This is a genomic window from Castellaniella sp., from assembly GCF_036379515.1.
Classification (GTDB): domain Bacteria; phylum Pseudomonadota; class Gammaproteobacteria; order Burkholderiales; family Burkholderiaceae_B; genus Castellaniella.
Genome location: NZ_DASVGN010000037.1, coordinates 1 through 23,374 on the forward strand (window position 1 = coordinate 1; position 23,374 = coordinate 23,374).

Consider the following 23,374-nt stretch of genomic DNA (forward strand, 5'->3'; position numbering starts at 1 on the left):
GGGGCAAGGCGCCGTCATCTGGTCCGATCTGGTGCGCCAGCGGACCAACGGCCGCATCAACATCAAGGTCTACCCCGGCACCTCGCTGGTGCAGGGCGACCAGACCCGCGAATTCACGGCCATCCGCCAGGGCGTGATCGACATGGCCATTGGCTCGACCATCAACTGGTCCCCGCAGGTCAAGCAGCTGAACCTGTTCTCGCTGCCGTTCCTGATGCCAGACTACCCCGCCATCGACGCGTTGACGCATGGCAAGGTGGGCCAGGATTTGTTCAAGATCCTCACGCAAAAAGGCGTAGTGCCGCTTGCCTGGGGCGAGAACGGCTACCGGCAGCTGAGCAACTCGGTGCGTGAAGTCAAAACCCCGGCCGACATCAAGGGCATGAAACTGCGCGTCGTGGGCTCGCCGTTGTACATCGACACTTTCACCGCCCTGGGCGCGAATCCCACCCAGATGAGCTGGGCTGACGCTCAACCCGCGCTGGCCAGCGGTGCCGTCGACGGTCAGGAGAATCCGCTGTCCATCTACTATGGGGCCAAGCTCTACGACGTGGGCCAAAAGTACCTGACCCTGTGGAATTACGTGGCCGATCCCCTGATTTTCGTGGTCAACAAAGACGTGTGGAACTCCTGGACGCCTGAAGACCAGAAGATCGTGCGAGAAGCCGCCATCGAAGCCGGCCAGAAAGAAATCGTGATCGCCCGCAAAGGGGTGACCAGCACCGATGATTCACTGCTCAAGGAAATCGAAAGCCACGGGGTGAAGGTCACTACCCTGTCACCCGAGCAGATCGCCGCCTTCGCCAAGGTGACGCAGCCCGTCTTCGACAAATGGGCCAAGCAGATCGGGCCCGATCTGGTCAAGCAGGCGCAGGCGGACATCGCGAAGCGCTAGAGAGTGGGGGGCTTCCAGAGCCAAGTGAATCAGGAAGCCTCAGCCTTCACAGCATCCTTCAGCACGCGGGCCGCACTGGTATTGAAAAGCGGTCCGCGCAAGGGAAGCCCATCGCTGCGAGCGAAACGTCAGGATGCTCTGCCAAAAGACCCGTTAGCCGATCCTGCCAGAGCGAGTGCGGCGAGATAACCGTCATCAGATACCGAACGACAACCACCACCGCATAAAGACGACCGGTGTCTGGGATGGTCAGCGGTGTAATCACCTTCTTCGACGGAATCTTGGGGCGAATCGCCAGATGTCGGTTCCAGAGGCGTTTGTGATGGGCGCAGACATTACGTATATACGTCAGCACATGGAGCCAGCTGATCAGAAACTTCGCGTCGACCCCGTAAGGTCGCGCGATCCTTTGCCGTAGCTTTGGCTGCAAAGACTGATAGAGCTTCGAGACTGTGCCAAAGGAGAGCAACTCAGTCGCCATCCACACCGGTAGACATGGGTCCTCGCCGTATTTTTCCCGAAAATGCTTTGTGAAAGTTTCTCTAGCACGGCGCTCCTCGGTATTTAAGTCATCCATGAAGCGTTCATGCTTAAAATCTGATGAGAAATTGGCGGGCTCGGTGTGTCCAAACGGGCCATACGTATGAGCAATCTCGTACGTTACGGCGGTCCGGATGGCGACTTCGATGCGCTCGATGGCATCCAACATCAGCAACCGCAATTTTCGGTCGAAAATGTATAGGCCTGCGATATCGTTGAAGTCAGATCCAGGGCGAAAATTTTCGCCCTCTTTGAAAGGCAAGAAATACGCGCTCAAGCGGTAGTAATTGACGCTGGTGAGCCAGCGCAACGCCCGTTCGGGGTCGCGCACAGTAAGCCCTCGTGCCCGTAATAGGCCGAGTTGGTCCTCGAACGTCAGGGCAGGCTTGGTGTAGTGCATCACCTAGACAAAGAAAACCCACCAGTTATGCGCATCACCTGTCTGACAGGGCTAAGCGTGGTGGGTGTGTTGAGCACATTATACGAAAACCCAAGCACCTCGGCAATAGTGCCGTAACCGCCCCCACCGCTCCGAAGGCAGGTACCACAACCCCCACCCTTCCTGCAGTAAAGTCCCCCCATGATCCGACAAGCCTATGGCAAGACTTGGTGGGGTGCCCAGTGGCTCAATGCCCTCACGCACCTCGATTACGACAATCGGCTGCCACGCGGGCGCAGCTATGCGAACAAAGGCGTCGTCAAGGATCTATCGGTAGAGGGCGGTACGATCCACGCCAAGGTCATGGGCTCCCGGCGGCAGCCCTATCGGGTCGTCATTCAGGTACCGCCCCTGCAGAAGACCCAGGTAAACGCCCTGGTGGACCGGATCGCCACTCAGCCCCTGCAAGCACATCGCGGCCGTGATCTACCTGGCATGAACATCACCATGCACTGCCTTCACGGCGCGCCACCTCGCGAATCGAGAGCGACCCGCTGCTCGACCGCCGCTCGCGACCATTGATATGGCGATGGTCGCCCTTTCCAGCTTCGTTGTCGTACCGCACGACACAACAGCCCGCTACCATGAACGCCAGACGATATTTGCATGGATGAACCGAACCGGCAACTGGCTCGCGTACTTGCCACACCACCCGCCTAGGGTAAACCTGGACTTCCCCCTCTTGTCGCAGTCGTTAATATATAAACTATATAGAAATAGAGCACCCCAGTGCCTCAAGCACAGTCTCACAGTGATCGTCTGGATCGCGCCCAGTGGCTGGTCGAGCAAGACGCGAAGCAGATGGCCCAGGACCTGGCGCACATGATCGCCGTCGACACAAGCTTTCCTCCGGGGGCCGGCTACGGCGAATTCGCCGATCTTATGGAGTCACTGCTCTCGGGCCTCGATTTCGTCTTCGAGCGCGTCACCGTTCCCGACCCTCTGTGGCAAAGCGGCGCGGGCGAAAGCCACGGTGCCCGGGTGAACCTGATTGGGCGCCGCCAAGGCCTGGCGTCCGGCCGTGACGTCTGCGGCCTCTACTATCACGTCGACACCGTGCCACCCGGAGACGGATGGACCTCCGACCCGTTGACGCTCACCCCTCGTGGCACGCGCTGGCACGGGCGCGGGGCCGCCGACATGAAAGGCACCATCGCCGCCACGCTATCGGCACTCCGCGCGGCAAAAGCAGCCGAGCTGCCGCTGCGCTTCGAGCCCACGCTGCTCTTTTGCACGGACGAAGAAGGTGGCCTGTACCCAGGCATCCGCTACCTCGCCGAGCAAGGCAAGTTGCTGGGGCACCTGCTAAACTTCAACGGAGGCGCGCTGCCCCGCATCTGGGCTGGCTGCTTTGGCAGCATCGATCTGCTCTTTCGCATCCACGGGCAATCCGCACATTCGGGCGACCCCGTAGGCGGAATCAACGCCATCGAAGAAAGCCTTCCTTTGCTGAACGGGCTCAAAGCCCTGCAGCGGCAGGTTGAAACACGCACCTCGACCATGCCAGCGCCGCCTCATTTCCAGGGACGACCCCTACAGGCACGGCTGACCATCGCGAAAGTGACAGGAGGCAGCAAGGGTTCAACCGTGCCGCACCAGGTCGAAATCCTGATCAACCGGCGCTACACACCCGACGAACGATTCGAGGACGTCATGGCAGAGCTGCTGGCCTGCGCCGACAAGACCATGTCAGGCAGCGCCGTGTTGGGAATGGAGCACTTCCTGGTCGGGCACCTCGCACCGGTCAAGGACCCTGTCGGCCCCCATTGGCCACGCTGGCAGGCGGCCCTCTCCAAGGGCTTCGGCTGGCCGCTCGAGACGTTCTCTACGTGGGGTTCATCGACCAGTTCCGACATGGGCTGGGTGCAGCAAGCCGGCATACGAGAGTTGCTGCTGGGCGGGCTTTCCCGCCCCGAGAACCACACGCACGCCGCCGACGAATACACCACGCAGGAGGACGTCGTCGCCCTGGCAAAGTCCATCCTGCTTTATCTGGCCAGTGATTTTCCGAACCCGGAAGACCACCGCACCTATACCCCATAAAAGAACAGGTATGCAGTGATCACCTCAACCCATGCCTGGAGGAGACCATGATGAAAAGAATCAGCCGGCGTCAATTTCTTGAATCTGCAGCCCTGCTGGGAGCCCCGGCGGCATTTCCCTGGCTGGGCGCCTACGCCCAAGCGGCCAGCGCCACCGGCGCCGTACCCAAAAAGGGCGGCACCCTGCGCATCAGTGTCGACCAAGCGGTGTCGGTCATCAACCCGCTGTTACTGCGGGTCAATCCAGAATATCTGGTGGGTGAGCTGCTCTACAGCGGGCTCACACGCCTGAGCGATCACCTGAAGGCGGAGCCCGATCTTGCGAAGTCCTGGCAGGCAAACCAGGACCTCACCACCTGGGTCTTCACCTTGAGAAAGAACATCGTCTTTCACGACGGCACCCCATGCCAGGCAAAAGACGTCGAGGCCAGCATCAAGCTCATGCTGGACCCCGCCACGGCCTCTCCTGCCCGAAACAACATCGGCCCGATCAAGGACGTCAGGGCGGTGGACGACACCCACGTCGAAATCACGACGCACAAGCCATACGCAGACCTGCCCGCCATGCTGGCCTACACCAACGCACGCATCATCCCTGCGGCCTTGATCGAAGCGGGGCAGTTCAAATCCCTGGGACAACGTGCTGTCGGAACCGGCCCCTTCAAGCTGGTGTCTTACGACCCCAGCCGTGTTGTCGTCGTGGAGCGCAATCCGCACTACTACGACCCGGACCGTCCCTACCTGGATCGGGTGGAAGTGGTCGTCTACCCCGACCCGCTGGCCCAGACCTCCGCACTGATTGCCGGCGACACGGACATCATCACCAGCATGGACTCCACCGAATACCCGCGGGTGGAGCACGCGCGCGGAGTCGTCCCGCTGCGCACGCCTTCGGGCCAGTTCCTGAACGTCAACATGGGCTGCAACCAGAAGCCATTTCAGGATGCCCGCGTGCGGCAAGCACTGGCAGCCTGCGTAGACCGCAAGGCATTGGTCGACTTCGTGGCCAACGGCTACGGCACCGTGGGCAACGACTCCCCCATCAACAGCGCCTACCCGTTCTTCGAACCCGTGGCCGCCAAGACACAGGACATTGCCAAAGCCAAGTCGCTGCTGGCCGCTGCAGGCTACCCCAATGGGCTGGACCTTACCCTGATCGCCTCAGACCGCCCTGCAACCCGCACGCAGCTGGGCATTGCGCTGCAGTCCATGGCGGAACCCGCGGGATTCCGCATCAAAGTCCAGACCATGCCGCAGGCCACTTATCTGGACCAAGTATGGAAGAAGGGAAACTTCTACATTGGCTTCTACAACATGCAAGCCACCGTAGACGCAGTGTTTTCGCTGCTCTATACGTCTGATGCCTCCTGGAACGAGACCCACTGGAACAACAAGGATTTCGACGCCTTGGTAGAGCAGGCCCGCGGCACCATCGACGAAAAGCAAAGGACCGAACTGTACGGCAAAGCGCAGCAACTGATGTCCAACCAGGTGCCCTCCGTCATCCCCCTGTTCTTCGACATCCTCGCAGGACGCCGCGATTACGTCCAAGGGTATTACCTGAACCCGCGCGCTGCAGTCTTCCGACTTGAACGCGTCTGGTTCTCGGGCACAGGCCCCGCACGCCGGTGATGCAATGACCCCACATCAAAGGGATGGAGCCAAAGCACCGGCCTGCACTGCGCTCCGGAGCAAGGAATGAGCGGTGCGTACCTGGTCAAGCGCCTGCTACTGGTCGTCTACACGCTGCTGGTGGTGTCGATCGTCGTCTTCGGCATCACGCAGCTGCTGCCTGCCGACGCTGCAGTGACTCTTCTGGGGCATAACGCGACTCCCGAAGCGCCGGCTGCCGTCCGCCGGCAACTGGGCTTGAACGACCCGGCATGGTATCAATACTGGCACTGGCTGAGCGGCATCCTGACCGGAGACTTCGGCACCTCAATGCGCAACGGACTGCCCGTCATGGACCTTCTGGCACCCGCGCTGGAACGCTCGCTGCTGCTTGCATCGACCTCGCTCACTCTCATGCTGATCATCGCAGTGCCCCTGGGCGTATGGGCGGCCGTGCACCGAGCCAGCACCAGCGACGTCCTGATCGGGCTGGTGGCCTACATCGGCATTTCGTTTCCTGAATTCGTCGTTGCCACGGTATTGATCCTGCTGTTCGCCAATCACTGGCAGCTGTTGCCCGCAACTGGCTACATCCCGTTGTCAGAGGATTTTTTCGGCGGATTGCGCCTGCTCGTGCTGCCTACCGTCACACTGGCGCTCATCCTGACCGCACACGTGTCCCGCATGATCCGCTCCGAGATGATCGACGTCCTCGAAACAGACTACATCCGGGCCGCCTATCTGCGTGGGCTCTCGGCCAAGAAAGTGCTTTGGGGCCACGCCTTGCGCAACGGGCTCCTGCCCGCCATCACCATCGTGGCCATGGACGTGGGCTATCTGCTGGGCGGCATCGTCGTCGTGGAAGAGATCTTCGCCATTCCGGGCATAGGCCGTGAGCTCATCGTCGCCATCCACGCCCGCGACCTGCCCACGATCCAGATGGGCGTCCTGATTCTGGCCTCCGTCTATTGCGGGGTAAATTTCATCGCCGACATGCTCTACACGTACCTGGACCCGAGGATTCAGTATGAGTGAGAGCCTGAAGAGACTGCTCCACTCCCCGCAGGGCTTGCTCGGCCTCGTCATCATCGGCCTGGCCCTGCTATTAGTGGTTTTCGGCGCATGGATCGCCCCCTACGACCCGAACAAGATCTCACTGCTGGCACGCTACCAGGCTCCCAGCTTCGTCCACTGGTTCGGCACCGACAACTTCGGGCGCGACCTCTTCAGCCGTGTCGTGATCGGCGCGCGCGCCACCATCCTGTCGGCCGTGGGCGCCATGCTCATCTCCACCTCGGTGGGTGCCGTGATCGGCACGACCAGCGCCTACATCGGCGGGCGGATCGACGAAGCCGTGATGCGCACGCTGGATGCCATCATGGCCATCCCCAGCCTCCTGTTCGCGCTGCTCATCGTCAGCACCCTGGGCCAGAGCGCCAGCAATGCCCTGATCGCAGTCGCGATATCCGGTATCCCCAGCATGGTCCGAATCTCGCGCAGCGTCGCCCTGAGTACCCGCCAGCTCGATTACGTGTCCGCCGCCCGCGCGCGGGGAGAATCCAGCACCTACATCATCATCCAAGAGATACTGCCCAACATCATCTCCCCCATCATCGTCGAATCCACTATTCGCGTCGCCTTCGCCATCATGCTCTTTGCCACGCTGAGCTTCCTGGGCCTGGGAGCACAACCGCCCTCGCCTGAATGGGGGCTCATGGTGTCCTCGGCCCGCGCCTATGTGTTTCAAGCACCCTGGATGATGTACATCCCGGGCCTGGCTATCGCTGCCGTGGCCATCGGCTTCAACCTGCTGGGTGACGGTCTGCGAGACGCGCTCAACCCACGGAGCCGATCATGAGCCCCGTGCTGGAAGTCAAGAACTACTCGATGCAATTTGCGCTGGCGCGCAGGCGCAGCCTGCCAGTCCTCCAGCACATCGACCTGGCCATCGAGGCCGGCGAAGTCCTGGGCCTCGTGGGGGAATCCGGATCAGGTAAAACGACGCTCTCGTGGTCCATCATGCGGTACTTGGCCCATAACGCCCGTGAAACGTCCGGCGACATCCTCTTCATGCAGAAGAGTCTGATGCACCTGCCTGCACGAGAACTGACCCGCTTGCGCGGTGGCAAGCTGGGGATGATCTTTCAGGACCCCAGTGCATCGCTCAACCCCACCTTGCCTCTGGGCACACAGGTGATCGAGCCGCTCATGCTGCACCGGGGGCTGGATAGAAAACAGGCCAGCACCCTTGCCGAGCAGATCCTGGCCGACGTCGACATCACGAACCCCAAGGCGCTCCTCGAGCGCTATCCTCACCAGGCCTCGGGCGGTGAAAAGCAGCGCCTGCTCATCGCCGTGGCTTTTGCCTGTGAGCCTGCCTGCCTCATCTTCGATGAACCCACGACCGCCCTGGACGTCATCAGTGCGTCTCAAGTGCTGGCGCTGTTCGAGCGCCTGCGCGAACGCACAGGCGTTGCCTCGCTCTACATCTCGCACGACCTGGCTCTAGTATCCAAAGTGACTGACCGGGTCCTGGTCCTGGAGGGTGGCCGGGTCGTCGAGACTGCAGAAACCAGGGCCCTATTCTCCCAGCCCCAAAATGCCTACACCCGCCACCTGATCGAATCCGTAGCCAACCCCGAAAACCGCCTGATCCATCACGACGTCCGGTCGCAAGAAGCCCTGCTACAGGCCTGCGGCGTCAGCGTCCAATACCAGAAATACAGCCTGCGCGCCCTGCTGCTGCGCGAGCCCGCTGTCCGTTCGATCGTACTGAAGCCCTTGGATCTGGAACTGCGGAAAGGAGAAATCCTGGGAGTCGTAGGTGAATCCGGCGCCGGCAAGTCCACCCTGGCAAAAGCCCTGTTCGGCTTGGTCCCGTTCAGCGGCCACTTCAAAGTCCTTGGAAAATCCGTCCACGGCGCAGCACAGATGGACGCCGAATACCGACGATTCATGCAGCTGATCTTCCAGCACCCGGATGCTTCCCTGAATCCGCGCCAGACGATTGAAGACATCCTGATGCGACCCCTGCGCCTCTACAGAGAGGGCTCGGGAGCATCACTCAAGGAATCAGTGGGCACACTCCTGGAGCAAGTGGACCTGCCCAAGGATTTCGCACAACGCTACCCGCACGAGCTCTCGGGTGGTCAAAAGCAGCGCGTCGCGATCGCCCGAGCCTTTGCCGCCCAGCCCAGCATCGTCGTGTGCGACGAGATCACGGCAGCCCTGGACGTCTCCGTCCAGAAGAAGGTCGTCGAGCTGCTGCTCGATCTGCAGCGCACCCATGGCACCACCTACCTTTTCATCACCCACGACCTGAACCTGATCCGCCAGATCGCCCACCGCATCGCAGTCATGTACCGCGGCAGACTCGTGGAAATCCTGGATTTCGCCGACGGCTTCAAGTCGGCCACACACCCCTACACAAAATCGTTACTCGAGGCCGCGTCCTCGCCCGCACACAGCATGGCGAACTCCAGCCCCGGCCTGCCGACCCTTAGAGAGGAATACTGATGAGCATGACACCCAAGCAATTGCTGGACTCCGTCGACCAAGACGCCTGCCTGAGCTTCCTGGCCAGCATGGTGCAGCACAAGAGCTACAGCCAGACCGACGGCGAACGCGATCTGGCCCGCTACATGGTCGCGCAGATGGAAACGCTGGGGCTCGACACCGAGCTCATGTCGGTACCCAGCGGGCGCTTCGACGCCATCGGCCGGCTCAAGGGGACAGGAGGCGGCAAGAGCCTGCTGTTCAATGGCCACCTGGACACCAACCCCGTCACGGAAGGCTGGACCGTCGATCCCTGGGAAGGCAAGATCGATAAAGACTATATCTACGGCATCGGCGTCTCGAACATGAAGTCGGGAGATGCCGCCTACTTCTGCGCAGTCAAGACGCTGCTGGACCATGGCGTCCGGCTCAAAGGCGACCTGACCTTGACCTACGTCGTAGGAGAACTGCAAGGCGGCGTGGGTACCGTCGCGGCCATCGAACAAGGGGTGTGCGCCGACTACTTCATCAATTGCGAACCCACCGACCTGCAGGCCATGACCATGCACGCGGGCTCGCTGATGTTCACCATCGAACTCACCGGCGACACCCGCCACCTCTCCAAGCGTGAAGAGGCCGTCGATGCCATCCTGGCCGCCGTGGAACTCGTCCCCACCATCAATGGAATGACGTTCTCAGGCGCCAAATCGGCCGAGCACGAAAAGATCAATCGCGCACACATCGGCGTTTTCCGTGGCGCACTGGGGCGTGATCTGGAAGAATGGCGGCCGCCACAAGTGGCGGACTTCGTACGGCTCAAAGGCTCTGCCCGCTACGCACCGGGCCAGACTCCAGAAAGCGTCCTGGCCGACCTGCAAAAGGCCCTGGATGCACTCTGCGCCCGCCATCCTGGGCTGAAAGCCGCGCTTATCGACGAATCCACCCAAGGCCAGCCCGTGATGGGGCCCTTCGAAGTGTCGCCAGACTCCCGAATCGTGAAGACCGTGAACGCAGCCTACCGCACCGTTCGCGGAACCGACCAACCTACCGGAGCCATCACGCCCCCTGCGGTCTACGGCACCGATGCCGGACACTTCTACAACCGTCTTGGAATGGAAGGCATCGTCTGCGGCCCTGGCGGCAAATTCAACACCATGCCCGACGAGCGAGTCGACATCGTGGACTACCTCGACATGATCAAGATCTACATGCTCGCCATCATGGAGATCTGCGGCGTCGACGAAGCCTCATGACCCCCGCGCCCAGTCCCACAGCCATCTCCAGCGAAGAATTCACGCGCCGGCGCGCTATCGCGCGCAACTGCATGGAAGAGGCAGGGGTCGACGTGCTGCTCGTCGACCACGCTGAATTCATGCTGTGGCTGACGGGATATTCAGTTTCAGAAACTTTGTACCGCGCCTTCCTGCTGCCATTGCACGGCGACCCCTGGTTCGTGGTGCGCGAGCTCGATGCCGGCCCCTGCGTAGCACAGAGCCGCCTCGTCGACCCTGTGACGTTCTCCGACGACGAGGACCCCTGGTCACAGGTCGCTCAGTCACTGATCCGCAGGGGGCTTGCCTCCGGCACCGTCGGTGCCGACTTCCACTCCTATGGATTCAGCGCCGATACCTGCTGGCGCCTGCGGGCCTTGCTACCCGACGCACGGTGGGCGGACCTGAGCGGGATCAGCGACAGCCTGCGTACCGTCAAATCGCCTGCAGAACTACATCGCCTGGCCTCGGCCGCCGCCATCGCAGACAGTGCCATGCAACGCATCGCCGATACCGTCCAGACCGGATGGTCGGTCAATCAGGTGGCCGGCCTCGTCGCCGCCCACTTTTTGCAGGCTGGCGCCGATTCCGGCGAAACCGGGCCGATTGGACTGGGGTCAGGAGACATCCACTTCCTGCATGCACTACGGGCCAACGCGCCCCTGACACCAGGCAGCATGCTGCACGTGGAACTCACGCCCAAAGTCGCCTGCTACAGCGCCCGCCTGATGCGTCCGGTCTTCATCGGTGAACCGGCCCAAGAGGTCCTGCGCGCCATGCAAACCCTGATCGCGCTGCAAGATGCCCAGATTCGCGCCATGAAGCCCGGCGTCCGCGCCGCCGACGTTGACGCCATTTTGCGGCAAGGAGTCTTGCAGGCCAGGCTGCGCGAACGCTACGAGAACGTTACCGGCTACACCCTGGGGTTGTACGCCAGAACCCCAAGACCCAGCGATTTCTCATCCTGCTTCACCCCCAACGCCAATTGGACCCTGGAAGAAAACATGGTCTTTCACATGTATGCTTCCGCCCAAGGCTTTGCGTTCAGCGAAACCGTAGTGGTCACGCCAGACGGCGGCCAGCGGCTCACGCAGACACCAAGGCATCATATCTCTGTCGGGTGAGCGCACTTGAGCCAAGACCAAACCTTTGGACGCATTGCAGACGTCAGCGGATACCGGCTGCATGAAGCCGTGCGCCGCAAGCTTTCTGAAGCCATCGCTGCAGGCCGGTGGGCGCCGGGCGACGTCCTGCCCAGCGAAGTCGTACTGGCAGACGACTTCGGGGTGTCAGTGGGCACCGTGCGCAAAGCCCTGTCTACCCTGACCGCCGAAGGGGTCGTCATGCGCCGGAGAAAAACCGGCACCGTCGTGACTGGCTGGGCGCAGCTGCACAACATGAGCCACTTCTATCAGTACTTCCGCCTGCACGACAAAGAAGGGCACCTGCTGCGCTCACACGCAAAACTCTTCCTGCACGAAGTGGCTGACTCCGACGCTACCGAACGCGAGCAACTGCGCCTGGCCTCTGGCGCCCAAGTGCTGCGCCTGCATCGGGTACGCTACATCGACGAGCACCCCGCCATGCTGGATCAGTTCACACTGCCCCTGGCCCTGATCCCCGGGTTCCCGGCCAAAGACCACGTGCCCGAACTGCTGTATCAATTTCTCTTCCAGCACTACGACCTGCGCATCGCCGCCATTCGCGAAAGCGTCACCGCCGGCCTGGCCGACGAACACGTGGCCAGGCATCTTCAGCTGACCCGCCCTGCCGCCGTCCTGATGCTGGAAGAAGTGGCCTTCGACCAGATGGTGACCCCCGTCATCTGGTCCAGGCACTTCGCGGATACGACGGAATTTCGGTACATCAATGAGATTCGGTAGGGGGGAATACCTCCTGACCTGAGAGGGATGGCGAAGAGATAGCCGAACCTCGGCCGTTGCGAACAACTGTAATGACCCAGCGGAACCTGCACAGGTCAGGCGGCTAATGCAAAGGCCTCAGCCGGGGTTTTCATTTTCAGCGCTTGGGGTGGACGCCGGTGGTTGTAAAAACGGATCCAGTCGCCGATCACACGACTGGCATGCTGCAGGGATTCGAAGCGGTATCGATGGGCACATTGCTCTTTCAGCGTCCGAATGACACGCTCGATCATACCGTTCTGTTGGGGGCAATGCGGTGCGATGAACTCCTGGCGCAAGCCGTAGCTGCGCGACAGGTCATAGGATCGGCTGGCTTCCGACACCGTCGTCTTGCCCTGGATGATGTCCAGCACTAGCGCGCTCTTGCGCCTGGCCGTCCACCGTTTGATCTCGTCTTCCATCTTCGTGCTCATGGTGATTTCCTAAATTATCACCTGAGCAGGTTTTCACTGGGTCATTACATAGACGTAGACCTAAACACCTTGACCCTGGACTCGGCCAAACTTGAGGCGGCCATCACCTCGTGTACCAAGGCCATCATTCCGGTCGCCCTATACGGCCAGTGCGCTGACATGGATGCCATCAATGCCATCGCGGCCCGCCACGGCCTGCCCGTCATCGAAGACGCCGCCAATGTAATACTGACCCACTGGAGGTGCGGGCAAAAACTTGGACTCCTTTGGAGACCATCCATGTATTCGTACGCAGACCGCATGTGAGCCGTGCAGCTCTACATTAATCTGGGTAAACGCGTTGGTCCGACCATTCGTCAGTTGGGCTATCCGACGGAGAGATGGTTTCTCCTCATGTTATGCCTTGCCCAAAAAATTCAGGACACTCTCAGTGATGGACACGCCCGTCGTCCTACTCGTCGGCCCCAGGCAAGCCGGGAAGACCACGTTGGTTCGCCAAATCGCACAGCAACGCAACCTGCATTATCTGACTCTGGACGACGAAGTCACACTGCTGGCGGCTGAGCAAGACCCCGTGCGCATGATACGGACCCTGGACCAAGCGGTGATCGACGAAATCCAGCGTGCTCCCCACCTTCTGCTGGCGATCAAAAGGAGCGTGGACGAAGACCGCCGACCTGGACGATTCCTGCTGACCGGATCGGCCAACCTGATAGCACTTCCCACCGTTGCCGACTCACTGGCGGGCCGGATGGAGACCCTATCGCTGCCGCCGCTTTCCCAGAGCGAAATACAATCACGTGCTGCCAACTGGCTGGACCAAGCCTTCTCCGGGCAACTGCTGAAGCCTCACACCAGCTGGGGGGACGCCTCGCTCATTGAACGTGTGCTACGCGGTGGCTACCCTGAAGCCATCAGCAGAACCTCAGCAAAGCGCCGTACATCCTGGGCACGACAATACATCGCGGCCCTCATCCAGCGCGACGTGCGCGACATCGCGACTATCGACAAACTGGACCAACTGCCGCGCTTCCTGCAGGTGCTCGCACAAACGGCCGGCCAAATGTGCAACTACACTCAGCTCGGCGCCCAAACCGGGATGGATGGGAAGACAGCATCGCGGTACATCAGCATTCTCGAACATATGTACCTGCTCAGACGCATCAACGTCTGGACCAGCAATCGCCTCAACCGGCTGGTGAAAACACCAAAACTGCAATTTATTGATTCAGGCCTGCTCGCCACACTGCTGAGCCTCACGGCAGAAGAAGTTCAGCTAGACAGAACCCGGTTCGGTAACGTGCTGGAAACATTCGTCTTCAGCGAGCTGCTCAAACACACCACGACTGCGGCCGACGACTACCGGCTGATGTACTACAGAGACACCGACAAAGTAGAGGTCGACTTCATCATCGAAAACTCGGCGGGGCAGCTTGCCGGCGTAGAAGTGAACGCTGCCGCGACGATCAAGCAGCGCGACTTGAACGGCCTCAAGAAATTCATCGGCCTTGCAGGGAGCCGATTCAAATTCGGCGTGATCCTGTACGACGGAACCGAAACGCTTCCATTAGGTGACCGGATCTGGGCCGCACCACTAGCTTCATTATGGAGCGACTGAAATCGGGCAAGCGCATGCGAAACAACCGTGCCGCCAGCAGCATGGTGTCTGCGGATGACCATCAAGCGATGTGTGCGTTCTACGCTGATCGGCTTCAGGGCTCCAGCAACTCAGGAGCCTGATTCTGCAACTGGTACTGAACAATAGGAGCAGAAACTCCAAAATCTTTCGCCACTTGCTGAACCTGCTCTCGCCCGACGACACGGTCCGACGACAACCGCTCTCTGATCCCCGCGATAGGTGCCAGGAACTCAGCTGCGAAAGCTCGGTTGCACTTCTGACGGTCCGTCGAGGCCCTGGTCGACAGGAATATCTCGCCTCCGCCAGAGAGTAGAAAATCAGAAAAAATAGCCGCCAGCTGAAACTGCTGGTTGGCACCCGAGCTTTGATCAATTGCAACACCGAGGCCACGCGAATCTTGACACGCCACACCACGCAGCCCGTATTTGGATTCGATCTCAGCGACATCCACCAGATCAGCAGCATCGAGCCCAAGCAAAGCCTGTGAGACTGCGTCAAGCGTCTGCAACGAGTGGGCCGGGTTCAGATCAAGCAACACACGCAGGCGACGGGCAGCATCATAGCCACGATCCCAGGGCTTGGCACTCGGCAGATCGCACCCAGAGGTTGCAAAACCGGCCTTCAACTCTATCGCGCTACCCCCAATACCCCTCTTCTGAGACACGAGCTGTCTCGCTTCTCGTTCAACCCAAGACGCCCGTGCCAGCACATCCTGAGCCTGAGCCGTCGCAAACAGTTCAGTCGCGAGCTCCAAGCCCAAAATACTGGTCGTCTCATCAATTACGTGTTCGAGCTCAGGACCGGGCAAATAAGGGTCTGCACCCAACAACCCCGCGCAACGACAATAGACAAATTCTTCAGCATCCGCACGCGAAGATTCAATGCGACGGACAGCATCTGCCAACCAAGCTCGATCCTCGCCATGAGGCAACCTTTCTGTTACTGCCCGCATGAGTGCCATCAGGGCATCTTCGACTGAAGCCCTTTCAACCGCGTCCCAGCCAGACCCCACACGCTTTGCAGGCAATGGAAACTGAATATCGGCCGCGTCAATGTGCGTTGGCCTGGCTACAACACGCACTGTCGTATCCGCCCCAAAAAAACCGGCTGTGGGATACGAAAAACCGTCAGTGTGGCTATTGATCCAGTGCCGCTGCTTGAAAGACAGCTGATCAGAAACCAGACTCTCTTTTTCCCATGGCTCATGCAGCAGCGCCCACCAATTCGCCGCCACAAACTCTGCCAAAGGATAAACGCTGACCTGCACGAAGTCTCGTACCACATCTGCCCCCTCATCAGGATGCAAAGGCAGATTCTGAGTCAGCGTGTGATCGCCCACAATCAGCACCAAGTTGGCCATCGTGCAACGATGTGCATCCAACCTGATTGCGGACAGATCTTCCAGCCACTCGTAAGAGAGGTCAAATCTCATCGCATTTTCTCGCTGCAGGAGGCAAGGCTTCGCTACCAATAGGCCATCCCTTGTAAGACGCAGGCTTGCCCGTGTCCATGTCCGCCCGTTCCGTCAGACGCGCCTCAAAGCAACGATGCTCCCCTTTGTACCAAACGCGCTTGGGCATATCTCGCACGAACTCCTCACTGACGTTACCTGCCACAATCGCGGCTCTCAGCATCCGCGTAGCCTCAGCCGGCGTAATCTCCTTCGGACACGTACTTGCATCTACACGCTTTGCTGGAGGCACGCCATGCCACAGCCCAGTCTTGTGTTCACCGCTACCCGTGTATCGCGCATGCTGTGCATAAAACGCGAGAGAAGCCTCGGAGGGCCTCGCAAGCAGTTTGCCAGGTACACGCCTGGCATTGGGATTGGGTGCCGGCCTCTTCATTTCACGTTCCGATGACCCTGTGGTTCCATATCCGCATTCTAATCAACTGAGGGCACAGCTTGGTCAATCAGCAGGACAAGGCTGCCACCAGGTCATTTACGTGGCATCACCTCTCGCCCGATCTGCAGCGTCCATCACGCACCAGAAGCCAATCAACCCTCCGACCTCACCCCCCTGGCCGTCAGGTCAATCAGAACCACCTTGATTGCAGCAACATGAGGAAACCCATCGGCCACAGTCTCCCAGTAGGATTCGAGTGCATTCTCCAGATCCCTGAGTTTCACCCTGCGACGACCAATGCGCCAATGCAGCTGACGAGAACGCCCCTGCCAGACCAACAACATGACACCACAACCCGCCGCCTGCTCACGCAAGTAATCACCCGCAAGCTGATTACGTAGACGCTCACAAAGGGCAGGCCCCGACCAGCCGTTATCGAGCAGCTTCAGTTCAATGGGAACGGCCGAGGTTACACGGGCGTTCTGAATCAAGATATCCGGCCTCTGGCGGTTTGGAAACTCATTCTCCTGAGCGCAGGTATAACGCCCTGCGGACTGGGCAGCCAATCGGCCCGCCACGAGATTGCGCATCTCGGTTTCTTCATCCACCCTTTGCCAGGTCTTGTATGGGCTATCACTACCACGCTCAAGCCATGCCTTCAGGTCGATCAAACGATCAACAGCCAAGTCGAAGAGCTGCCGCTGAGTCTCCGGCGTCCTCTGGTGCTTTTGGGCATAATCCCGCACCTGCTGAACTGACCACGGCTCCATATCCGCATCCTGCTGAGCACGCTGGAACGCCAGTCTTTCCATCCAGGGCCGATACGCAGGATCGGGATGTTCGCTCGCGAGCCCGGCAAGCGCCACATAGGCCTCTTTCCCCGAGATTTCCGACAACTGTTTGACCAACGCTTCGCGGCCATCCTGAGCATCGTCACGCAACACCGGAGAAAACACGCCTTTGCCGGAATGGTCGATATCGTCCTTCGTCCGGATATATTGATGCATGAGCATATAGAGCGCTTTCAAATGCCTGGGGTTCCGGAAGCTCCCGAAAAGAGGCCAGTCATTGAAGGATCTACGCGTACCCATCAGTTTGGTAATCAGCAACTGCGCTTCGCCCGAAGCCTTCTCGGCAGGAAGGCTCGACAACCATTTTTCAACAGCCGGAAGTGCCTCGTCCGCGTCTGTGTCGACCCACAGCGCATACCAGATCGCACGTTGGGCCTCCACACCATTTTTCTCAGCCTTCGATTGCGCCAGCTTTGAAACAACCTTGCGATCGGCATCCCCACTAAGCACGATCTGAACACACTGACTCAGCAACTCGGCATTCTGGACCTCACGCAGAGCCAGCCATGCCGCTACCTCAGGTGCCAATCCTCGATGCAGCCACGGCGCAGCGTGGACCAATTTGCCTACAAGGTAGTGCGCAGGGGCATCGGCCCCGGTATGCTCCAGCTCCCAATACAGCTCTGCCAGCACCGCCTCCAAAACCAGCTTCGGATAAAGCTGGTAGAGCTGCTCGAGCCAATCTGGCAGCCCGTTCATCTCCCAAACAAGATACCGCAGCGCATGGCGGGCCTCATCCTGGGTCAGGCTTTCAAAAAACCCATCCTCACCTGCCTCGATTTCGAGCCCGGCCATCGCAAAAATGAGTGCATAAGGTATCGAGTTCGTATCCTGCCCTTGTGATCGAAGGCCGGGGCTATAGTGCCGCCAACTCGATACCGCCGCGTCACGGTAGGCACGCGCGACCTCTTCACCAAATTCTGGGATCAACGCCATCCAATTTGCACCTATCTCACGGTGTGTGCCGCCTTCAGGCTGCTCCATCTCCGTCAACAACCAGCACTGGTCACCGCTAATTTCACCAGGCTTCAATCCGGGAGGATGCTGCACGACCTCTGGCGCCGCCTTCAAGCGCGCCACCCATTGGACACGGTTCTGGCGGCGTTCTTCTTGCTGCCGCGCCCAATCGTCCTTCATCCGTGTCGCTTGCTCATCAAACTCCAACGCACTCTGTGGTGGATGCTCACGTACATCCAGGTGCTGCTCCAGGTCCGGATTCCCCTTCACCGAATCAGCAAGCCGGTCCAGCCATCCGGCAGGTCGGTCGGCTTGCATGAAAAGCCGATAAGCCAGCGATAAGGCGACCATTCGGTCATCCAGAAAACCGCGCGACCTGACAAAGCCCAGCACATCCTCGAACCGGTCAACCCCGAAACGCCAATAAGGTTTGAGCCACTGCACAGGCCAATCATCCACTAAACGCTTGGACTTCCTCTCGTCCAGCCTGACGCGACATTCCTCAACGCTGTGCCAGAACAGCGCATCATTCAAAGCTCTCCACGCCGGCACGATCTCGTGCAAGTCATTCTTGTGCCCGCGGTAATCTCCGCCACCCCACAGCTGCACGGCGGGGGCCTCCAGCATGACGCATAGTGCCTCCGGAGACAGCGCTGTCTCGGATCTCGCAATAACCAAACGTTCGACCGCATGAAGGGCTGGTGCCAGCAACCATCCAAAGGCCCGTGAGACGTGGCACTCTTGCTGTTCAATGTAGGGCTCTCGACCAAGATAGCCGTTCAGACCCTTGATCAACACCCGCAAAGGCTCCGCTGCGGGCAGGGCGCTCCCTACAGGCAACCGATCCACAAACCCGAGAAACGCCTGCTCCAACCCCGTGGACACATACCTCTCATAGGCACTCAATTTCCCGATCGACGCAAGAAGAAGATGCACCGACTCCAGAGAGGGAGTAGCGTCCGCGAGCACTTCAGCAAACAACTTGCGAGGGAGCACTTTCGGAGAAGCAAGCAGTCCGGCCCACAACTGATCCCCTTGAGCCCGCGAGCCACAGGTCATCACCGCGCGCGTCGACGCAATACGCGCGTAGAGCCCTGCTTCGGGATCACCCGCAATCTCGGACAAAGCCGGCACGCACTCCGCCATTGCGCCTTGCCAAACCAATCGGCCCAGGAAAAATATCGCCTCGTCATTGTGTCGATACTTCGCGATGAGGTGAAGCACGTCACCCGCCAAGTCCGATTGAGCGATCCGAGCAATCGCACTGTTATCACGTGCTGAACGATCATCGCTGTCTTCAGCAACACTTCGAACAACACCTGCAAGCAGTGCTCTGCGTTCGTCAACAGGCAAACGCGCCACATCACCGCCTTCGAGCAGAATTCCTGGCGCAATCTTCAACACCTTGTGGCGGATTTCATCATCGAACAGAATCAGCCAAGGCAGCACCGGCCGCAAACGAGGCGTGATGATCGACCGGCCGTATTGCTTGCGGATGAACAAAGACTCTACGGAATGACGGGAACCTCCTCCTCTGAGTTGCTCCCCGAACCACTCAGCCGCCAAGAGCTCTCTCACTTCCCGGTGCCGAAACCGCACCATGCCATAAAGCACACCATTAAAAATGCCGCGTTCCAGCAGGGTCTGAATCTCAGGTGGCTCCCAACCTACCAGAACCGTTTCCGCCTCAATGCCTCGTCCCCCCTGATCTGAATCCGGAACACGAACGCCGGGCTCGCCCATCAGCACAACCGCAGCAGCAAGCAAGCGGGCGCCCTGTCTCGCCCTCTCCCAACTGAGCGGGCGGCGTTGCCCGCGGTCTGGATCGATTTCTTTCAAATGCAGCTCAACGTTGTGCTGCAACAGCCCAAGCCGCCCATCAAGTGTCAGGTCGGTGCTCCATTTGGCCAGGATACCTTCAAGATCAAATGGCCGCGCCGCCATCGATATCAGATTCGCGCGTTGAAGAGCAGCAAGCAGCACCTCCACTTGCGGCGTATTGCGATGTTCTGCAAAGATTCGAATATCAGCCTCGTCCAACGGATCAAGCAGATAGACCCTCAGGGCACGACCTGCCGCCGTGGCCTTCCGCAATGGGCTGATTTCCCCTATCCTGGGTGCCGGTAGCGGAAGGTACCGCTCGAGCAGGTCGCGATCAGAACGCACGCGCCACGCGTAGGGGCGGCTGGAGATGAATATATGGGCACGCCCGCTCGCTGGCCCGACCCGTGCGGCAAAACGCCTGATAGCCTTCTCGAAAGCACGGGGATTCTCCAGTCGGGCTTCGTCCACAGAATCCAGGAAGAACCAGGCTTCTTCCTGCGAACCCAGCCAATCTTCAAAGGCATCCACCCCGCCCAGTTCAAACGCAGTCTCGAAGCCCTCTTCGATATCCTCTATCCGTATGAAGAACGCTGCACGACCCGATGCCCGTACGCACCGTGCCTGAGCCTCCATCTCGAAGCTCTTTCCCGCACCAGCTGCAGCCAGGACAACGCAGCGAAACTGACCTTCAAGCTCCTGCCAGGTCGCCTGGGTTCCGCCCCTCCAGCCTGACCGAACCGCCTGATCGTCAGATTCAGTCTCAGGCTCTGGTAACAGAGAAAAGCGCCGCACTAAGGGCACAGGTTCTTGTGTCGTACCGAAAGGCCTCCAGGCTGTTCAAACAAACATCCAGAAACTTTATCAAGGGGCAGGTTATCACACCATCAACGGGACGCGACGAACCCCAAAGTCCACGCGCTTGCGGGTAATCACGTCGTGGTAACACACGAAACACTATCTAACTCGCAGGGCCGGATCAAGATTCCAAACGCTTGCCTGGGAATCGGCGTGTCATTCATGACCCCCTATCAAATGCTTCGACGTGAAAAGGCGCGCTTCGTGCTAGGGAGGCACATCTGATGACCCACAGGCCTCTAAGTGAACATCAGTTCTAGGCAGACGCCCAACCCTACCCTGCAGCACTCACCAGCTCGTTGACCAACGACGAAAGCATCCGGGTTCTCCGGCCGAGTCGATCAACGCAGTCTGTCAGGCGATCACATCGTGCTGCGCCCAGCACGGGCTCGGCCAAAGATCCGAATTTCGTCATTATTTCGGCATCCCCCAACGGGGCTTCTGCGTCACCACGGGCGGTGTGCGGGGCCGAGTGCAAGCGGGTGCCATCGCGCAAGACGACCTCGACCTCTGCCCAGCGCTGCGCAGGGAAGAGGCGGTTGTAGCGTTCGTCTTCCTGCAGCACCATACGGTCTGAGATGCGCCAGGCAGTGGGGTCGGTGAGTGCATCACCTGTGACTTCCGCGGCGCCCAGCCGCCCCCGCACAAGCGCGATAGCGACCGAAAACGGGAGGCTGTACTGCGCCTGTTCTGTCGTGGTGGGATGGCGGGTTGCCAGCCGACACGCCTCGCGAAAGCTCGTGACGCGGACGTAGTCGACGTCCGAGGCGTTGAACTCGTGGTCCCTGGACAATGAAAATATCGCTTCGACTGCAGGCTGCGCCCAGCGGCAGACAGGATAAGGTTTGAAGTACTGCTCCGTGATGGCCCAGCGTTCGCCCAAATCTTGCCAGAAAGGCACGGCTGCGTCGCTCTCCATGGTAACTGCAGGCGCACCGGTGAAGCCATCCGCTGCCAGCAGTGCGGCTGAGACGCCGGTCATGGCGCCCCACCCCGAGCCATCCTTCACCATGGTTGGGTGATCGATGCAGCGCATCATCTGGCTGCGTGGTCCAAAGTACTCGGCAGACCCCAGGGCCTCGCGCACGGCTGAAACCGGGAGATTCAGCGCTCTGGCCGTCAGGGCCGCGGCGCCGAGTGCGTTCCACGCACCCGAAGTATGGTAATCGCATGCAGTTGCATGCAGAGCAATGCCCGCCCGCGTCGCGATTTCGTATCCCAGGACCAAAGACGTCAGAAATGAGCGATCGTCCGTGATCAGGCCACTATCGGCCAGTGCTGCGAGCACGGGCAGGATGGTGACCCCCACATGGCCTTTGGTCAGGACGTGGCCGTCGTGAGCATCCAGGCTGTCGATCATGGTGGCGCCAGCCAGTGCTGCGCCGGGCAGACTGACCTTCCGGCCATCGAACAGCATCCTGGCCGCCCAGGTGGCGGCACCGTAGTTGTGTGCGACGTGGTTGCGAACGATGGCGGACAGGGGAGTCGCCACAGCCGCCGCGGCCACTCCACTCAAATCCAGCAAGCAACGCCTGGCCTGCGAGATGACCGCAGCCGGGATATCCTCGAATTGCAGCCCCAGAATGAATCGGGCCACCTCGGTGCAGTTCTGAGTGCTCGCAACGACATTCTCTGCCGAGCCAGTCTGACGCCGATCGGGGCTGTCATCCCGGTCAATTGCCATGGAAAACTCCTGTGCGCTTCTCCAGCAATGCCGAGACGGCCTCTTCGTGGTCGCGCGTATGGTGGCAGATTGCTTGCATGGCAGCCGATAGCTCCAGGGTGTCACTCAGCCTGGCATGCAGCCCCTCGTGAATCAGCCGTTTCGTCATCCTCAGCACTTCCGGCGGATTCACGGCGATCCGGGCAGCGATCCGGCGGGCCGTCGGGAGCAGTTCGTCGCTGCTGACGACATGCGACACCAACCCCCACGCCAGCGCGGTCGCCGCGTCGATGGGATCGCCGGTAAAGGCCATTTCACAGGCCCTGGACAGGCCAATCACCCTGGGCAGCAGCCAGGCTCCGCCATCGCCCGGAATGATGCCAACCTTGATGAAGCTTTCGGCGAACCGGGCATTGTCCGAGGCAATGCGAATATCGCACATGCAGGCCAGATCACAACCCGCGCCAATTGCAGGTCCATTGACAGCGGCAATGATTGGAACCTCAAGGTCCCACACTGCCAGCGGGATCCTCTGGATGCCACGACGATATTGCTTGCGCAACTGCGACGGGCTGCCGGCGAACATGCCGCTGTGATCACGCATGTGCTTGACATTCCCTCCCGAGGAAAAGGCGCTTCCCTCGCCGGTCAGAATGACTGCCCGCACAGCAGGGTCTGCATTGATCTCGTGAATCGCTTCTTCCAGCGCCTCGACCACGTCGGGTTCCGAAATGGGATTTCGCGCGTCCGGGCGGTTGAGCGTCAGGGTAGTGACGTGTTGATCGTGCGCAATCAAGAGAGGGGCACTCATGAGACGGTTTCCAAGGTGAATTGTTTCGTAAGCTCGCGCTTCAACACTTTGCCGCTGGGGTTGACAGGCAACTGAGAGGCAAAGATGATTCGACGCGGGCGCTTGAACGGTGCCAGCAGGCCGCTGGTGCGGCAGAACTCGTCGACGCGATCTGCATCCAGTGCGGGATCGGATCTCACGATGACGGCCACGACAGTCTGGCCCCATTTGGGGTGGGGCAACCCGATCACGGCCGCATCCCTGACGCCCGGGCAGCGATACAGCACCTCTTCCACCTCGCGCGGATAGATATTCTCGCC

General features: G+C 60.1%; 19 protein-coding genes and 2 pseudogenes. 13 read left to right on the forward strand and 8 right to left on the reverse strand.

What is annotated here, in order from left to right; genetic code table 11:
* The coding region (locus VF285_RS12980; protein WP_346953059.1) for a DctP family TRAP transporter solute-binding subunit at positions 1-895 on the forward strand (895 nt) is incomplete at its 5' end.
* 58 nt (positions 896-953) lie between these two features.
* Here VF285_RS12980 and VF285_RS12985 read toward each other — a convergent pair.
* On the reverse strand, positions 954-1,766 hold the full coding sequence (locus tag VF285_RS12985) for an Abi family protein (protein WP_346953060.1): 813 nt from the start codon (positions 1,764-1,766) through the stop codon (positions 954-956).
* A 249-nt stretch (positions 1,767-2,015) separates the two neighbouring features.
* Between VF285_RS12985 and VF285_RS12990 the strand changes: the two genes are divergently transcribed.
* Entirely contained in the window at positions 2,016-2,396 is a 381-nt protein-coding gene (locus tag VF285_RS12990; protein ID WP_346953076.1) for a hypothetical protein, read from the forward strand.
* 7 nt (positions 2,397-2,403) lie between these two features.
* Here the strand turns inward: VF285_RS12990 and VF285_RS12995 are convergent.
* Positions 2,404-2,460, reverse strand: a pseudogene (locus VF285_RS12995) (hypothetical protein); the annotation flags it as partial.
* A 143-nt stretch (positions 2,461-2,603) separates the two neighbouring features.
* Between VF285_RS12995 and VF285_RS13000 the strand changes: the two are divergent.
* The 8 genes from VF285_RS13000 to VF285_RS13035 all read left to right on the forward strand — a co-directional run bounded on the left by VF285_RS13000 (position 2,604) and on the right by VF285_RS13035 (position 12,176).
* Positions 2,604-3,917 (forward strand): M20 family metallopeptidase, encoded by a 1,314-nt coding sequence (locus tag VF285_RS13000; RefSeq protein ID WP_346953061.1) that lies wholly within the window; start codon positions 2,604-2,606, stop codon positions 3,915-3,917.
* 47 nt (positions 3,918-3,964) lie between these two features.
* Positions 3,965-5,548, forward strand: a complete 1,584-nt coding sequence (locus tag VF285_RS13005) for an ABC transporter substrate-binding protein (RefSeq protein WP_346953062.1) — start codon at positions 3,965-3,967, stop codon at positions 5,546-5,548.
* A gap of 66 nt (positions 5,549-5,614) precedes the next feature.
* On the forward strand, positions 5,615-6,562 hold the full coding sequence (locus tag VF285_RS13010; protein ID WP_346953063.1) for an ABC transporter permease: 948 nt from the start codon (positions 5,615-5,617) through the stop codon (positions 6,560-6,562).
* The gene (locus VF285_RS13015; protein ID WP_346953064.1) at positions 6,555-7,385 is read left to right on the forward strand and encodes an ABC transporter permease; all 831 of its coding nucleotides are present in this window, start codon (positions 6,555-6,557) and stop codon (positions 7,383-7,385) included. The genes VF285_RS13010 and VF285_RS13015 overlap by 8 nt, the downstream gene beginning before the upstream one ends.
* Positions 7,382-9,043 (forward strand): ABC transporter ATP-binding protein, encoded by a 1,662-nt coding sequence (locus VF285_RS13020; protein WP_346953065.1) that lies wholly within the window; start codon positions 7,382-7,384, stop codon positions 9,041-9,043. Before VF285_RS13015 ends, VF285_RS13020 begins: the two co-directional genes overlap by 4 nt.
* Positions 9,043-10,275 carry a M20 family metallopeptidase gene (locus tag VF285_RS13025; RefSeq protein WP_346953066.1) on the forward strand — a complete coding sequence of 411 codons (1,233 nt, stop codon included), beginning with the start codon at positions 9,043-9,045 and terminating at the stop codon, positions 10,273-10,275. Before VF285_RS13020 ends, VF285_RS13025 begins: the two co-directional genes overlap by 1 nt.
* Positions 10,272-11,417, forward strand: a complete 1,146-nt coding sequence (locus VF285_RS13030; protein ID WP_346953067.1) for a Xaa-Pro peptidase family protein — start codon at positions 10,272-10,274, stop codon at positions 11,415-11,417. The genes VF285_RS13025 and VF285_RS13030 overlap by 4 nt, the downstream gene beginning before the upstream one ends.
* A 6-nt stretch (positions 11,418-11,423) precedes the next feature.
* Positions 11,424-12,176, forward strand: coding sequence for a GntR family transcriptional regulator (locus VF285_RS13035; protein ID WP_346953068.1), 753 nt, complete (start codon positions 11,424-11,426; stop codon positions 12,174-12,176).
* Positions 12,177-12,271: 95 nt separating this feature from the next.
* On the opposite strand, the gene VF285_RS13040 is transcribed toward VF285_RS13035, so the two are convergent.
* Entirely contained in the window at positions 12,272-12,628 is a 357-nt protein-coding gene (locus tag VF285_RS13040) for an integrase core domain-containing protein (RefSeq protein WP_346953069.1), read from the reverse strand.
* Positions 12,629-12,694: 66 nt separating this feature from the next.
* On the opposite strand from VF285_RS13040, the pseudogene VF285_RS13045 reads away from it, so the two are divergent.
* Positions 12,695-12,889, forward strand: a pseudogene (locus VF285_RS13045) (DegT/DnrJ/EryC1/StrS family aminotransferase); the annotation flags it as partial.
* Positions 12,890-13,061: 172 nt separating this feature from the next.
* The gene (locus VF285_RS13050; RefSeq protein ID WP_346953070.1) at positions 13,062-14,246 is read left to right on the forward strand and encodes an ATP-binding protein; all 1,185 of its coding nucleotides are present in this window, start codon (positions 13,062-13,064) and stop codon (positions 14,244-14,246) included.
* Positions 14,247-14,340: 94 nt separating this feature from the next.
* Here the strand turns inward: VF285_RS13050 and VF285_RS13055 are convergent, their stop codons facing one another.
* Both VF285_RS13055 and VF285_RS13060 read right to left on the reverse strand, forming a co-directional pair.
* Complete coding sequence (locus VF285_RS13055) at positions 14,341-15,699, reverse strand: hypothetical protein (protein WP_346953071.1); 1,359 nt, start codon at positions 15,697-15,699, stop codon at positions 14,341-14,343.
* A gap of 567 nt (positions 15,700-16,266) precedes the next feature.
* Positions 16,267-20,379: a hypothetical protein gene (locus tag VF285_RS13060; RefSeq protein WP_346953072.1), complete on the reverse strand. Its 4,113-nt coding sequence runs from the start codon at positions 20,377-20,379 to the stop codon at positions 16,267-16,269.
* A gap of 174 nt (positions 20,380-20,553) precedes the next feature.
* Here VF285_RS13060 and VF285_RS13065 point away from each other — a divergent pair, with 174 nt between their 5' ends.
* Positions 20,554-20,826, forward strand: a complete 273-nt coding sequence (locus tag VF285_RS13065; protein ID WP_346953073.1) for a DUF4411 family protein — start codon at positions 20,554-20,556, stop codon at positions 20,824-20,826.
* Between the two features lie 49 nt (positions 20,827-20,875).
* Here the strand turns inward: VF285_RS13065 and VF285_RS13070 are convergent, their stop codons facing one another.
* From VF285_RS13070 to VF285_RS13080, 3 genes are all read right to left on the reverse strand, one after another.
* Positions 20,876-22,285 carry an MmgE/PrpD family protein gene (locus tag VF285_RS13070; protein WP_346953074.1) on the reverse strand — a complete coding sequence of 470 codons (1,410 nt, stop codon included), beginning with the start codon at positions 22,283-22,285 and terminating at the stop codon, positions 20,876-20,878.
* Positions 22,275-23,075, reverse strand: coding sequence for a crotonase/enoyl-CoA hydratase family protein (locus tag VF285_RS13075; RefSeq protein ID WP_346953075.1), 801 nt, complete (start codon positions 23,073-23,075; stop codon positions 22,275-22,277). The genes VF285_RS13070 and VF285_RS13075 overlap by 11 nt, the downstream gene beginning before the upstream one ends.
* Positions 23,072-23,374: AMP-binding enzyme (locus VF285_RS13080; protein ID WP_414648150.1), on the reverse strand; the 303-nt coding region annotated here is incomplete at its 5' end. The genes VF285_RS13080 and VF285_RS13075, both read right to left, overlap by 4 nt.